Source organism: Enterobacter cloacae complex sp. ECC445 (assembly GCF_021892025.1).
Taxonomy (GTDB): Bacteria; Pseudomonadota; Gammaproteobacteria; order Enterobacterales; family Enterobacteriaceae; genus Enterobacter; species Enterobacter chengduensis.
Map to the genome: position 1 here is coordinate 205,538 of NZ_JAKLRZ010000001.1, position 14,468 is coordinate 220,005.

The 14,468-nt window shown below is 59.6% G+C and carries 10 protein-coding genes; 9 read left to right on the forward strand and 1 reads right to left on the reverse strand.

The genetic code is table 11. From position 1 onward, the window contains the following. Window positions 1-20: 20 nt before the first annotated feature. Complete coding sequence (locus L6R44_RS01015; protein WP_237422944.1) at window positions 21-2,309, reverse strand: FdhF/YdeP family oxidoreductase; 2,289 nt, start codon at window positions 2,307-2,309, stop codon at window positions 21-23. Window positions 2,310-3,311: 1,002 nt separating this feature from the next. On the opposite strand from L6R44_RS01015, the gene L6R44_RS01020 reads away from it, so the two are divergent. The 9 genes from L6R44_RS01020 to tssC all read left to right on the forward strand — a co-directional run bounded on the left by L6R44_RS01020 (window position 3,312) and on the right by tssC (window position 14,449). After that, window positions 3,312-3,806, forward strand: coding sequence for a hypothetical protein (locus L6R44_RS01020; protein ID WP_032641145.1), 495 nt, complete (start codon window positions 3,312-3,314; stop codon window positions 3,804-3,806). Window positions 3,807-3,829: 23 nt separating this feature from the next. Next, complete coding sequence (gene tssJ / locus L6R44_RS01025) at window positions 3,830-4,333, forward strand: type VI secretion system lipoprotein TssJ (protein WP_032641143.1); 504 nt, start codon at window positions 3,830-3,832, stop codon at window positions 4,331-4,333. A 28-nt stretch (window positions 4,334-4,361) separates the two neighbouring features. Next, window positions 4,362-5,705 carry a type VI secretion system baseplate subunit TssK gene (gene tssK, locus L6R44_RS01030; protein WP_237422945.1) on the forward strand — a complete coding sequence of 448 codons (1,344 nt, stop codon included), beginning with the start codon at window positions 4,362-4,364 and terminating at the stop codon, window positions 5,703-5,705. A gap of 17 nt (window positions 5,706-5,722) precedes the next feature. After that, on the forward strand, window positions 5,723-6,961 hold the full coding sequence (locus L6R44_RS01035) for a DotU family type VI secretion system protein (protein WP_237422946.1): 1,239 nt from the start codon (window positions 5,723-5,725) through the stop codon (window positions 6,959-6,961). A 3-nt stretch (window positions 6,962-6,964) separates the two neighbouring features. Then, a complete protein-coding gene (gene tssM / locus L6R44_RS01040; protein ID WP_237422947.1) occupies window positions 6,965-10,585 on the forward strand; it encodes a type VI secretion system membrane subunit TssM in 3,621 nt (1,206 codons plus the stop codon). 16 nt (window positions 10,586-10,601) lie between these two features. Next, window positions 10,602-11,318, forward strand: coding sequence for a type VI secretion system-associated protein TagF (gene tagF / locus L6R44_RS01045; protein ID WP_032641135.1), 717 nt, complete (start codon window positions 10,602-10,604; stop codon window positions 11,316-11,318). An 11-nt stretch (window positions 11,319-11,329) separates the two neighbouring features. Continuing rightward, a complete protein-coding gene (gene tssA, locus L6R44_RS01050) occupies window positions 11,330-12,346 on the forward strand; it encodes a type VI secretion system protein TssA (RefSeq protein WP_237422948.1) in 1,017 nt (338 codons plus the stop codon). Window positions 12,347-12,421: 75 nt separating this feature from the next. Continuing rightward, entirely contained in the window at window positions 12,422-12,946 is a 525-nt protein-coding gene (gene tssB / locus L6R44_RS01055) for a type VI secretion system contractile sheath small subunit (protein WP_008502644.1), read from the forward strand. Between the two features lie 3 nt (window positions 12,947-12,949). Beyond that, window positions 12,950-14,449: a type VI secretion system contractile sheath large subunit gene (gene tssC, locus L6R44_RS01060; protein ID WP_028018712.1), complete on the forward strand. Its 1,500-nt coding sequence runs from the start codon at window positions 12,950-12,952 to the stop codon at window positions 14,447-14,449. Window positions 14,450-14,468: the final 19 nt, after the last annotated feature.

Consider the following 14,468-nt stretch of genomic DNA (forward strand, 5'->3'; position numbering starts at 1 on the left):
TTTTTTACGCGCGCGCAGCCCTACAGCATGCGGATCTCTTTCGAGCGCAGCGTGATGCGAACCGGAACGGATTTATACGACGGCGTGCCGCTGTCCTTGTCCAGATAATCAAGCGGTACCAGCACGTTGGCCTCCGGATAATAGGCGCCGACGGTGCCCGGCGCGATGCTGTACGCCACCACGGTAATGTCGTTCAGGCGCTGAACGCTGCCGGGGAGGGCGGTTTCGATATCCACGCGGTCGCCGTGCTCCAGCCCTGACTGCGCCATGTCCTCTTCGTTCATAAACAGCACGTCGCGGCGGCCAAAAACGCCGCGGTAGCGGTCGTCCAGGGCGTAAATGGTGGTGTTGTACTGGTCGTGGCTGCGCAGGGTGATCAGGCGCAGAACGTGCTCACCTTCACCGCTGGCGTTTTCGTGCACGCCGTCGAACACCGAGAACATCGCTTTGCCCGTCGCCGTCGGCCAGATTCGCTGCGTCGGCGGCAGCGGCATACGGAAGCCGCCGGGCACGCGGATCCGCGCATTGTAGTGCTCGAAGCCCGGAATGGTCTGCTCGATCAGCTCGCGAATGCGGTCGTAATCCTCAACCAGCGTCAGCCAGTCCACGCGGGTTTCCGTCAGGGTCGCTTTCGCCATGCCGGCGACGATAGCGGGTTCCGAACGGAGCAGCGGCGAGGCGGGCTTCAGCTTGCCGGATGAGGCATGCACCATCGACATCGAGTCTTCGACGGTAATAGACTGACGCCCGGTGGCCTGAATATCCAGCTCCGTGCGCCCAAGGCACGGAAAAATAAAAGTCTCCTTGCCCACCAGCAGATGGGTTCGGTTCAGCTTGGTGCCGACGTGGACGCTTAAATCCAGGTTGCCCATCGCCGGGAAGCCCCGCTCGTGATCGGGCATCGCCACCGCAAAATTACCGCCGAGGCAGATAAGCGCCTTCGCGCGGCCGTCGATCATCGCCTGTGTGGCCTGCACCGCATCGTGGCCGTGGTGAGACGGCGGCTCAAAGCCGAACACGTCTTTCAGACGGTTCAGAAAAGCCGGCGTAGGCTTCTCGCTAATTCCGACGGTGCGGTTCCCCTGAACGTTCGAATGGCCGCGCAGGGGGCAGATACCCGCGCCGGGCTTGCCGATATTGCCGCGCAGCAGCAGCAGGTCGGCGATCAGGCGGACGTTTGCCGTACCTTTATTGTGCTGGGTAATCCCCATTCCGTAAGTAATGATGGTGGCATTCGATTTCGCATACGCCTCGGCTACCGCCTTGAGCGCCGACTGGCTCAGACCCGATTCGCGCTCGATCTCGTCCCAGCGGGTCTGCGCGATATCGGCGGAGAAGTCCTCAATGCCCTGGGTGTGCTCGGCAATAAAGGCGCGATCCAGCACGTCACCGCGTTCGGCCTCCATCTCCAGCAGATGTTTGGCAATGCCTTTCAGCGCGGCGGCATCGCCTCCGGCCTTCACCTGGAAGTAGGTTGAGGCGATGTCGGTGGAACTGTAGGTCGCCATTTCAATCACGCTTTGCGGATCGGCGAAGCGTTCGAGCGCGCGTTCGCGCAGCGGGTTAAAGACGATAATCGGCACGTTGCGGCGCGCCAGCTCGTGGAGCGTGCCCATCATGCGCGGATGGTTCGTGCCGGGGTTATGGCCGATGGAGATCACCAGCTCCGTCTTGTCGAAGTCGTCCAGCGAGACGGTTCCTTTCCCGATGCCAATCGAACGGGGCAAGCCGACGCTGGTGGCCTCGTGACACATGTTCGAGCAGTCGGGGAAGTTGTTGGTGCCGTATTCGCGCGCGAACAGCTGGAACAGATACGCCGCTTCGTTAGAGGCGCGCCCGGAGGTATAGAACTCGACCCGATCCGGCTCGAGCCCGCGCAACACTTCGCCGATGTGCTGGAACGCCTCGTCCCAGTCGACCGGCCGGAAGGTATCGCTTGCCCGGTCATAGCGCAGGGGATGCGTCAGCCGGCCGTACCCTTCCAGCTCAAAGTCCGATTTTGCCAGCAGCGAGGAGACGCTGTTTTCTGCCAGAAACGCGGGGGTAACGCGCTTGCTGGTCGCTTCCCAGGTCACCGCTTTGGCGCCGTTCTCGCAGAACTGGAAGGTCGATTTGTGTTCTTTATCGGGCCACGCGCAGCCCGGGCAGTCGAAGCCGTCAGGCTGGTTAGTACGCAGCAGCGTCGCGGGAGCGTCAAGGGTATCCATTTGGGTACGTACCGCGATGGCCGTCGCTTTTAACGCGCCCCAGCCGCCGGCAGGACCGTCATAGTGTCTGATGCCCGGCACCGAGCGTCTCTTTTTGTTCATACCCACTCCTGATTTGTTCGGTCACACAGCGTCTGAACGGATAGCGCACTGCAGATAACGATAAGCGAAAGCAATGACGGCCGGATGGCCGATTGCACGCGTTGCGTGAAAAGGCTTTTTCTTAAAATGTTTCTATTACAGTGTGTTACCCGTTCCGGTGATTAAATATTTAAAGAAATTATAACGATTTTTTATCATTTGAATAATAAATCTTATCTATTGCCCGGTAGGCGAGATAGATGGCGTGAGCAGGAAAAGATGTAGCACCAATAAAACTTCGAATGAAGCCTGAGGGTGGGGAGGATAAACGCTGCTCACGCCTGGCGGGCGATGGCGTGCATTTTTCGCTGGCCACAGTGCCGGAAAGGTTAACTGCGGCTTAATGATTAATGCGTATAATTTATGCCAGAGTGGGTAATTATCACTTCGTGAAATAAAGAGTTATTTTGCGGCGTGAAATTAACGTCGCGCCACATAAGTGAAATATTTCCATTCGGACAGCGAATTGCGCGGAATATTAAAGATACCCTGTTAGTGCAACAAATAATTCATTGTTGCTCTATTCATCCGTTATCACTAAAACGTGAATTCTACTAATTATGGTAGTGGTCATAATAGCGTTATTGCGTTAATGAAAGTGGTTCTCTTTTGCGCTTTTTTTATTTTAAAACAATGCATTGCATGGTCTTATGGTGGGTAAATAAGAGAGTGTAGGCCGCGTCGGGTTTTTTAGTAAGATTAATCCTATAATTTCGCGACTGCTTCATTTACCAACAGTTACGTAACGGTAAATATTGAATTGAAGCGGAGCTCATGTAAACTTGTTTACCGTTTGTCAAAATATGTCAGGAAGACGCTGGGCCTTATTCTGAAGGGCTCGTGCGGTAGCTATGCCCTTAAAATAGTCACGCCCTGAAAATATCCTGGCTATTTTAACAATAGCACTTAAGTCAAACTTCACCCCCTTATCTTCATCATCGAAATATCGCTACGGAAAAGCATATGAAAATGCGCGTACTGTTTTCACTTCTGTTTGTAATGGCGGTGGCGGGCTGTAAAGCGCCGCAGAAACCTGTAATCAACGACGATACGATCGAGACCAGCCAGGTCAACGGCGTCACCTTAACCCACCGTCACGCCGTTACCCCGCCAGCGGAGTTCACGCCGGTCAACGAGCCTTATCGCGCTATGTACCCGGCCTCCCTGATGAGTCGACCTGACTTCGGCGGGAAAGTTATCCGTAATCTTGAGACCGGAAAAACCTACGTGGTGCTGGGGCAGGTTGAACACTACTGGATGGCGCTTGCCGATGAAGGTAATGAACAGCTGATTGGTTACGTCCCGATGCGCGCCGTGATCAAAGCTGACCAGTACGACGCTGCCGTGCGTAAACAGGCTATTCGTCCGAAGGCACGTAAAAAAGCGACCTGCGTCGACGTCGATGGCAACAGCAAGGCCTGCAAAGACAGCGCTAACGGTACCTGGATCCTGAACTAAACGGCTTTCATGAGCGCATTTTTATGAATCATAAAAATTTTCATAAGCTGTGGTTATTCTTTTACGCGGTGATTTTCGCCCTTGTCAGTGGCTGTACGTCGTCTTCACACAGCGACCCCTCCCGCTACAATCTGCAGTTTCAGGCTCATCCACAAATCAACGACTCTGCGCCGCTTAAGGTCCGGGTGCTGTTGCTGAAATCCGATGCGGATTTCATGTCCAGCGACTTCTATTCGCTGCAGAACAACGCGTCAGCCACGCTTGGCGCGAATCTGCTGAACAGCGATGTGTTCTTCCTGATGCCGGGACAGCTGTCAAAAACCCTCAGCGGGCAAAGCTCTCCGGAAGCCCGCTATATCGGCGTGATGGCGGAGTATCAGATGCTGGATGGCAAAAAATGGCGCGTTTCACTCCCTCTGCCCGTGCCTGGCGAAAATCATATCTACCAGTTCTGGAAAGGGTCCGCAGATGAGCTCCAGGCCAACGTTTTTCTCGACGTGAACGGCATTCGGGTCATCAGCCAGTAACGCGCTTCAAAACAGGAAACACATCATCATGACGAAAGCAGAAAAGGTCGTCTGGACCGAAGGCATGTTCCTGCGTCCACACCATTTTCAGCGGACTGAAAGCTATCTGCTCAACCATGTTCGTGAATGGGGTGCGCTACAGCGGTCATATCTCTGGGGTTTTCTTGACGTTGAACTGGATGAAGCGATGCTTCGTCAGGGATGCATTGCCCTGAGCTACTGCAGCGGCCTGCTGCCGGACGGCACCTTCTTCCAGGTGCGTAACGGGCGCAACGGCCCTGTGCCGCTCAGCATCCCTGACAATCTCACCAACGAAAAGGTGGTGCTCGCGCTGCCGGTTCGTCGCGGCGAGAGAGAAGAGGTGATTTTTAGCGAAGAGTCGTCCTCGCTGGCGCGCTTCGTCGCCTTCGAGCAGGAGGTAGAAGACGATAACGCCATGTCGGTGGGGGATGCTACCGTCCAGTTTGGCCGCCTGCGTCTGACCCTGATGCTGGAAAAAGACCTCACGGCAGAGTGGACCGCCATCGGCGTGGCGTTTGTCACCGAGAAGCGTAACGACAACCACGTTCGGCTCGACAACAGCTATATCCCGCCGATGCTGAACGCCAACAACAGCCCGCAGATCTACAGCATGATCAACGATCTGCACGGCCTGCTGGTACAGCGCAGCCAGCAAATTGGCGGTCGCTTGCGCCAGCCTGGCCGCTTTAACACCTCTGAGCTGATTGAATTTACGCTGCTTTCGCTGGTGAACCGTCATCTGGGCGAGGTATCGCATTTAAAAACCCTCCCTCTGCTGCATCCCGAAACGCTCTGGCGCAGCTGGCTGCCGTTCGCGACCGAACTCGCCACCTGGACCTCTCAGCGCGCCGCCGAAAGCGTGCTGCCGATTTACGATCATGACGATCTGGCAAACTGCTTCAGCAAGCTGATGCTGATGCTGCGTCAGGGGCTGTCGCTGGTGATGGAAGATCACGCGATTCAGCTGCCGCTTAACGAGCGCTCTCACGGCCTGAACATCGCCACGGTGCCTGAAACCAGCATGGTGCGCGAGTTTGGCTTCGTGCTGGCCGTCAAGGCCAATGTGCCGGGCGAACATCTGCAAACCCATTTCCCGGCGCAGATGAAGGTCGCACCGGTGTCGAAAATCCGCGATCTGGTTCAGCTGCAGCTGCCGGGCATTATGCTGCGCGCCATGCCTGTCGCGCCGCCGCAGATCCCGTGGCATGCCGGCTACAGCTACTTTGAACTGGAGAAGGGCAGCGAGCTGTGGCACGAGATGGATAAGTCCGGCGCATTCGCCCTGCACCTTGCAGGGGAGTTCCCGGGGCTGGATATGGAGTTTTGGGCCATCCGTAGCCCGACAGAATAATAAAGCGAGCGCTTAATATGCAGGAACGACAGGACACCGGCAGCGATGCCGCGTTTACCGGAGCCAGTAGCAACAATCAGCTGGTGGCGGCCGCCAATCCGCTGCTCAACGCGATTCCGCAGATCCGTCATTCGGTGTCGCATGACGATCAGGTGGCGCTCCGCCAGCGCCTGATCGATGAGATTCGCCGTTTCGAAGTCCGCTGTCAGCAGGCGGGGCTGCCCTACGAAGTGATCGTCGGGGCACGCTACTGCCTGTGTACGGCCCTCGATGAGGCCGCCGCGCTCACCCCGTGGGGCAGCAGCGGCGTCTGGTCAAGCAACGGCCTGCTGGTGACGTTCCATAACGAAACCTGGGGCGGGGAGAAGTTCTTCCAGCTGCTCGCGCGCCTGTCGCAGAACCCGCGCGAGCATATTCTGCTGCTGGAGATGATCAACTTCTGCCTGCTGCTGGGCTTTGAAGGCCGCTATCGGGTGCTGGACAATGGCCGCACCCAGCTTGAAACCATCAAACAGCGCCTGTGGCAGATGATCCGCGGCGTGCGCGGCAGCTATCCGCCAGCGCTTTCTCCCCACCCGGAAGATCGTCCGGTGCTGCGCAAGCTCTGGCGGCCAATGGTTCCCCTGTGGGCCTGCGTGGCGCTGGCCGGGTTTATCGCCTGTCTGTTTTATATCGTGCTTAACTGGCGTCTTGGCGATAACACCAACCCGGTGCTGGCGAAGATTTACCAGTCCCAGCTGCCGGAAACCACGATTCAGCAACCGGCCCGTCAGCTACCGGCGGTGCTGAACCTGCGCGGCTTCCTGAAGCCTGAAATCGAGGCTGGCCTCGTCGCGGTGAAAGACGAAGCGGACCGCAGCGTCGTGATCCTGAAGGGCGACGGGCTGTTTGCCTCTGCCTCTACCGTCGTACGCGATCGCTATGAGCCGGTCATCAACCGCATTGCGCAGGCGATGAATAACGTCAGCGGCAAAATTCTGGTGGTGGGCTACAGCGACAACGTGCCGATCCGCAGCGCGCGCTTTGCCTCTAACTATGAACTCTCTCTGGAACGCGCCCGCTCGGTGCAGAAAATGCTGCAGGAGAGCCTCTCCCAGCCTGGCCGCGTGAAGGCGGAAGGGCGGGGCGAGATTAACCCGGTGGCGCCGAACACGACGCCTGAAAACCGCGCCCGTAACCGCCGTGTGGAAATTACTCTGCTGGTGTCGCCTGAAAACACCCAGGCCGAGCTGAACGGATTGCCGCAAGGAAACTAAGGAATGCTGACTACACTTCTTTCCATTTTGACCAACCGCATTCTGTGGAGCTTCCTCGGCGTCACGGCGCTGGCGGCGGTGATCTGGATGATTGGTCCCCTGCTGTCCATCGTGGACACGCGACCGCTAGAGTCTGAACAGAACCGCATTATCAGCATTGCCGTGGTCTACCTGCTCTGGGCGCAGGGCCACATTCTGCCGCGCCTGTACAATGCCTGGCTGAACCGCAAGCTGATGGACAAGCTTAAAGAGAACGCGGAAACCCCGGAAGCCGCGGACCCGCAGAAGCGCCTGAACAGCGAGGAGCAGATCCTCGCCAGCCGCTTTGATGAAGCCGCGCAGATGCTGAAAAAAGCGCACTTCAGCAAGGCGGGACAGGGCGCCCAGTGGACGCAGCGCTTCAGCACGCAATATCTCTATCAGCTGCCGTGGTACGTCATTATCGGCGCGCCGGGTTCCGGTAAAACCACGGCGCTGGTCAACTCCGGGCTGCAGTTCCCGCTGGCGGATCGTTTCGGTAAGACCGCGCTGCGCGGTATTGGCGGCACGCGTAACTGCGACTGGTGGTTCACCAACGAGGCGGTGCTGCTGGACACCGCGGGCCGCTACACCACCCAGGAGAGCGAGCAGGTGCAGGACGCCGGTGAATGGCTGGAGTTCATGGGGTTACTGCGTAAGTATCGCCGCCGCCAGCCGATCAACGGCGTCATCATTACCATCAGCATTTCTGACCTGCTCACCCAGTCTGCCGAGGCCTCCCGCCAGCAGGCGGTGAACCTGCGCCAGCGCCTGTCCGAGCTGCATGAACAGCTGGGCATCCGCTTCCCGGTGTACGTGATGGTGACCAAGGCCGACCTGCTTAAAGGCTTCCGCGCCTGGTTTGCCGACTACGACAAAGCGCAGCGCGACCAGATCTGGGGCTTCACGCTGCCGTGGGAGCAAACCAGGCACGCCGATTACGACCTGATGGGCAACTTCCAGCAGGAGTTTTCTCTGCTGCAGCAGCGCCTCGACGCCGGGCTGCCGGAAACCATGCTGAAAGAGCATGACGCGAAAGCCCGTGCCGAAGCGTATCTCTTCCCGCAGGAGTTCGCCGCGCTGCGTCCGCTGCTGGCGGACTATCTGAGCACGGTCTTTGCCCGCTCCAACTTCGAAACCGAGTTCTCTCCGCGCGGGATCTACTTCGCCAGCGGGACGCAGGAAGGGATGCCGTTCGACCGCGTGATGGGCGAACTGAACCGCGCGCTGTCGCTGCCGGAAGGGGCGGAGGCGGATAACTGGGATTCGGTCAGCAAAGAAGCGCCTATCCCGGGGGCGAAAGGTCAGAGCTTCTTCATTAAGAACCTGCTGCAAAACGTCATCTTCCAGGAAGCCGGTATCGCGGGCGAAAACCGCTGGTGGGAGCTGCGCAACCGGGCGGCCATCTGGTCCGGCTATGCGGCGCTGCTGGCGGTGCTCGCGATCCTGGGCGGACTGTGGCTCACCAGCTATGCCAAAAACAAAACCTACCTGGAAGAGGTTGATGCGAAGGTCCCGCTGCTCGACCAGCAGAGCAAAGCCTTACAGAACCAGCCGCAGCGCGATCTGTTCGATCTGCTGCCGCTGCTGAACGGCCTGGTCGACCTGCCGAAAAGCGACGCGTTTGACGTGAACGATCCGCCGATTTCCCGCCGCATGGGGCTCTATCGCGGGGATGACGTCAGCGACGCCTCGCAGTCTCTGTACCAGAAGGCGCTGGACCAGATGCTGTTGCCTGCCGTCGCTATGCACATCACGACCTGGCTTCGCAACGACAACGGCAGCGACGTGGAATACAGCTATGAAGCGCTGAAAGCCTACCAGATGCTGTACCAGCCGAAGCGCTATGACGGCAAATTCCTGCACTCGTGGGTGATGCTAAACCTGCAGCGCAATCTGCCGCAGAACGTCACGAAGGCGCAGCTGCAAGAGCTCGAATGGCACCTGACGCAGCTGCTGGAGCCGAAGATTCAGGCCTCCCCGTACGCGCAGGATGAATCGCTGGTTGCCCGCGAAAGGGCGATGATCGGCCAGCAGCCGCTCTCCACGCGCGTATACGGTCGCCTCAAGCGCCTGCTGGAGCATGATGAAAACCTCAAGCCGGTCTCCCTGTCCGACCTGGGCGGACCGCAGAGCGAGCTGGTCTTTTCTCGTAAAAGCGGCAAGCCGGTGAGCGAGGGCGTGCCGGGTCTGTATACGCCGGACGGCTACTGGAAAAGCTTTAACGGCCAGATTGACAGCGTCACCACCGCCCTGCATGAAGACGACGCGTGGGTGCTGGGGGCCGCAACGGCGCAGGAGGATAAACAGCAGGTCGATAACGCCGTGCGCCAGCTCTACATGCGCGACTTTATCGCCAACTGGGATCGCTTCCTCGCCGACATTCAGCTCAATAACAGCGCCGATCTTTCCCAGCGCATCAACACCGCGCGCCTGCTCTCCGGCACTAACTCGCCGCTGCGCCGTCTGGTGCAGAACCTGAGCCAGGTGCTGAACCTGTCGCGCAATGCGCCCGCGCCGGAAGATGCGGCTAAAGCGCAGGATCAGAGCAACCGCTCCACCCGCACGCTGGAAGCGTTGTTCAGCAACAATGACGCGGCGCCGACCCAGGCCGCCGTGGTTACGCAGGCGCCGGAACAGCTGGTCACCGACCACTATGCGCCGATGATTGAGCTGGCGCAGCCGCTGGAGAAGGGCGGGAAGACCATCGTGTTTGACGATTTCCTCAAGCAGGTGGACGAGCTCTATCGCTACCTGACCGCCGTCCAGGATGCGGCCAACAGCGGCATGCCTGCGCCGGGCGGGGAGGCAATCAGCCGCCTGCAGGCCAGCGCCGGTCGCCTGCCGGGCGGGCTGCAAACCATGTTCAGCAACATGGCGGTGGGTGCCAGCAGCGATACCCAACGCCGTGACCTGGAGAACGTGCGTAAGCGGATTAACGTTGAGGTGGGCGGCTTCTGCCGTCAGGCGATCGCCGGTCGCTACCCGCTGGTGCGCAGCGCCAGCACCGAGGTGACCCCTGACGATCTCGCGCGCATGTTTGCGCCGGGGACCGGGCTGATGGACACCTTCTTTCGCGACAATCTGACCAACAAGGTGGATACCACCCAGGCCAGCTGGCGCTTTATGCCCGGCATCGACGGGAAAACGCTGCCGGGAAGCGAGGGGCTGCTGAGGCCGTTCCAGCAGGCCCAGTCCATTCGCGACGCCTTCTTTGCGAACGGCGCAACCACGCCGTCCTTCAAGGTGACGGTTCGCACCGTGCGAATGGATAACACCATCCTGAACCTGACCCTGGACGTTGACGGCCAGCTGCTGCGCTACAGCCACGGCCCGCAGGCAGTGCAGATCATGAACTGGCCGGGGCCGGGCGGCACCAACCAGGTCCGCATGCAGCTGGGGCTGGCGAACGGCAGCACGGCGACGCTGACGACCAACGGGTCTTGGGCGCTCAACCGCTTCTTTGATAAGGCGAGCACCAGCCCGGGCGCAGGCAGCCTGAGCCGTCAGGCCACCTTCAACGTCGACGGCCATCAGGTCACGCTGGAGTTTGCGCCAAACAGCATTCGTAACCCTTTCCAGCTTCCCCGTTTCTCATGCCCATAACCGCAAGGACAGCCGTATGACGAATACCCCTGCGATGAACCGCTACAGCTGGTACGGCAAGTTACCCAGCGCCGGAGATTTTTTGCAGCGCCGCTTTCCTGACACTTTACAGCGCCAGTGGTCACACTGGTTCCAGGTCGGCCTGCTGGCCTGGCAGCAGGAAGAGCAGCGCAGCGGCGAACGCCAGTTTCACAAAGCGCCGGTCTGGAATTTTGTCGTACCGCCCATGCTGGGCAGCCAGATGATCCAGATGGGCTGCCTGCTGCCCGGCCGGGACAGCGTGGGCCGACAATACCCGGTTTGCCTTCAGCTGAGCTTCTCTCCGTCAGAATGGTCGACCAGCCTGCTGAGCCAGGCCGAAAGCTGGTACCAGCAGATTGGGCGCCTGGGGCTGCACGCGGTGCGCAACAGTTTTTCCGCCTCGCAGCTGGATGAGATGCTGATGACCATTCCGGCGCCGCAGCCCGTCGAGCCGCAAAAGCGCTCCGACATCCTGGATGTGATTGGCTATGACGAGGACGGCCAGAACACGCTGGGCTGGCCTCAGGCGGCAGAGTGTTTTGATCCGCTGCGCCAGACCAGCTACTGGTGGACCAACCGCTGCGACGGTTACCCGCTGTACACCCACGTGCACAGCGGCAACTTTACCGGGCAGCTTTTCACCCTGCTGTTCGACCCGGCAGGCGGCGCCCGTCCGGGGCGTCACGGTCTCTATCCGCCCATGTTTGAATAAGCAGGGATCTCATGAATATCGAAGAATTTCTCGCGCCGATAAGCGCCGACAGGCCCTGCGGCGAAAACCTGGAGTACGACGCTGACTTCCAGGCAATGAGTCAGGCAAGCCTTGGGAAAGCGGAACAGCAGTTTGGCGACACCATTATTCCGGCAGAGCCTGCGGACTGGAACACGGTGGAAAAATATGCCACCGGCCTGCTGACCCGCACCAAAGACCTTCGCGTCCTGCTGGCGTTAACCCATGCGTGGACGCGCCGCCGCGGGCTTGCGGGCTACGCGGACGGGCTGCTGCTGGTGCAGGAGGCCATCGCCCGTTACTGGGAGCCGCTCTATCCGCTGCTGGAAGAGTATGGCGAAACCGACCCGTTCTATCGCATTAACGCCCTGGCAGGGCTGAGCGATAAATCCGACCTTACCGTCGCCGTGCGTAACGCCTCGCTGCTGCGTTCAAACGGCGATGAAATCTCGCTCAAGGATGCCCAGGCGCTGCTGGACGGCAGCAAGACGGAATGCCCGGACTATCCCGGCGGGCGTCCACGGCTGATTGACGAGCTTTCTCGCGGCAACCAGCCGGGAACCGCCGCGGTTATCGTCATTAACGAACGGCTGCTGGCCATTCGCGAGCTGCTTACCGGGCATCTTGGTGAAAGCGGCTTGCCCGAGATGGAGCAGCTGCTGAAAACCGTGGGGCTGGTGGCGAGCGCCTGTCAGGTAACCGACATCAGCACGCTGCTGCCGAACCGTGAGGCGCAGGCCCAAACGCAGGCCGCGCCGCAACCGGCGGCCGTGCAGCCCGTTCAGACGGTCGCCGACTGGCGCAGCGTGCAGGTCACCAGCCGCGCCGATGCGCAGCTGATGCTGGAAAAAGCGAAGCAGTATTTTGCGCAGTACGAACCGAGCCACCCCGCGCCGCTGATGATTGAACGGGTGCAGCGGCTGTCAGAACTTAACTTTATGGACATTATTCGCGACCTGGCGCCAGACGGCGTTAACCAGCTGGAAAACATCTTTGGGCGCCGCGAATAGCGCGTCCAGGCATTATGACGACAGGCATGGAGCCTGCCGTTTCACCTTCACCGCGCATCTTTGATGGAGAACATCATGGCAATGAGTAACAGTGGGCAGAAATTCATCGCACGTAACCGTGCCCCCCGCGTGCAGATCGAGTACGACGTAGAGATCTACGGTGCAGAACGTAAAATTCAGCTGCCGTTTGTGATGGGCGTCATGGCCGATCTGGTCGGCAAACCGGTGGAAAACCTGCCGGCCGTCGACGAGCGTAAATTCCTCGAAATCGACATCGACAACTTTGACGAACGCATGAAGGCGCTGAAGCCGCGCGTGGCGTTCCAGGTGGATAACACCCTGACCGGCGAAGGCAAGCTCAACGTCGATCTGACCTTCGACAGCATGGACGACTTCCTGCCGGACGCGGTGGCGCGCAAGGTCGAGCCGCTGAACAAGCTGCTGGAAGCGCGCACCCAGCTCTCTAACCTGCTGACCTATATGGACGGCAAAAACGGTGCGGAAGAGCTGATCGCAAAAATTCTGCAGGATCCGACGCTGCTCAAATCCCTGAGCCAGTTGCCGAAAAATGACGAAAGCGCGAAAGGTAGCGAGGAATAATCGATGAGCAACCAGACTCAACAACACGAGCAGCAGGCGGGTCAGGCGTTCAGCCAGGATGAATTCAGCGCGCTGCTGAACAAAGAGTTCCGCCCGAAAACCGACCAGGCGCGTTCCGCCGTAGAAAGCGCGGTGAAAACCCTGGCGCAGCAGGCGCTGGAAAATACCGTCACCTTCTCGAACGATACCTACCGCACCATCCAGAACCTGATTGCCGGTATCGACGAGCAGCTCTCGCAGCAGGTGAACCAGATCATTCACCACGACGAGTTCCAGAAGCTGGAGAGCGCCTGGCGCGGCCTGAGCTACCTGGTGAACAACACTGAAACCGACGAGATGCTGAAGATCCGCTTTATGAGCATCTCCAAGCAGGAGCTGGGCCGCACCCTGAAGCGCTACAAGGGCGTGGGCTGGGACCAGAGCCCGATCTTCAAGAAAATCTACGAGCAGGAGTACGGTCAGTTTGGCGGCGAGCCGTTTGGCTGCATCGTGGGCGACTACTACTTCGACCACAGCCCGCAGGACGTTGAGCTGCTGGGCGAAATGGCGCGCATCGGCTCTGCGGCGCACTGTCCGTTCATCACCGGTACCGCGCCGGGCGTGATGCAGATGGAGTCCTGGCAGGAGCTGGCCAACCCGCGCGACCTGACCAAAATCTTCCAGAACACCGAATACGCCGCCTGGCGTTCGCTGCGTGAATCTGAAGATGCCCGCTACCTGGGCCTGGTGATGCCGCGCTTCCTGTCGCGCCTGCCGTACGGCATTCGTACCAACCCGGTCGACAGCTTTGACTTTGAAGAGCAGACCGACGGCGCGAACCACAACAGCTACTCGTGGGCGAACGCCGCCTACGCGATGGCGGCCAACATCAACCGCTCCTTCAAAGAGTACGGCTGGTGCACCTCGATTCGCGGCGTGGAGTCCGGCGGGGCGGTAGAGAACCTGCCGTGCCACACCTTCCCGAGCGACGACGGCGGCGTGGACATGAAGTGCCCGACCGAGATCGCCATCAGCGATCGTCGTGAAGCCGAGCTGGCGAAAAACGGCTTTATGCCGCTGGTTCACCGCAAAAACTCCGACTTTGCCGCCTTCATCGGCGCGCAGTCCCTGCAAAAACCGGCCGAGTACCACGACCCGGATGCCACCGCCAACGCGCGTCTGGCCTCCCGCCTGCCGTACCTGTTCGCCTGCTGCCGCTTTGCCCACTACCTGAAGTGCATCGTGCGCGACAAAATCGGCTCCTTCCGCGAGCGTGAAGAGATGGAGCGCTGGCTGAACGACTGGGTGATGAACTACGTGGACGGCGACCCGGCGAACTCCTCCCAGGAGACCAAGTCCCGCAAGCCGCTGGCGGCTGCGGAAGTGCAGGTGCAGGAGATTGAAGACAACCCGGGCTACTACGCCGCGAAGTTCTTCCTGCGTCCGCACTACCAGCTGGAAGGTCTGACCGTTTCCCTGCGTCTGGTTTCTAAACTGCCGTCGCTGAAGACGAAGGACGCGTGATGATAATTGCCGGCCCGCA

Bases quoted from the DNA above. Each gene is read 5' to 3' on its own strand.
- L6R44_RS01015 (WP_237422944.1), bottom strand. From the start codon at position 2,309: ATGAACAAAAAGAGACGCTCGGTGCCGGGCATCAGACACTATGACGGT.
- L6R44_RS01020 (WP_032641145.1), top strand. From the start codon at position 3,312: ATGAAAATGCGCGTACTGTTTTCACTTCTGTTTGTAATGGCGGTGGCG.
- tssJ (WP_032641143.1), top strand. From the start codon at position 3,830: ATGAATCATAAAAATTTTCATAAGCTGTGGTTATTCTTTTACGCGGTG.
- tssK (WP_237422945.1), top strand. From the start codon at position 4,362: ATGACGAAAGCAGAAAAGGTCGTCTGGACCGAAGGCATGTTCCTGCGT.
- L6R44_RS01035 (WP_237422946.1), top strand. From the start codon at position 5,723: ATGCAGGAACGACAGGACACCGGCAGCGATGCCGCGTTTACCGGAGCC.
- tssM (WP_237422947.1), top strand. From the start codon at position 6,965: ATGCTGACTACACTTCTTTCCATTTTGACCAACCGCATTCTGTGGAGC.
- tagF (WP_032641135.1), top strand. From the start codon at position 10,602: ATGACGAATACCCCTGCGATGAACCGCTACAGCTGGTACGGCAAGTTA.
- tssA (WP_237422948.1), top strand. From the start codon at position 11,330: ATGAATATCGAAGAATTTCTCGCGCCGATAAGCGCCGACAGGCCCTGC.
- tssB (WP_008502644.1), top strand. From the start codon at position 12,422: ATGGCAATGAGTAACAGTGGGCAGAAATTCATCGCACGTAACCGTGCC.
- tssC (WP_028018712.1), top strand. From the start codon at position 12,950: ATGAGCAACCAGACTCAACAACACGAGCAGCAGGCGGGTCAGGCGTTC.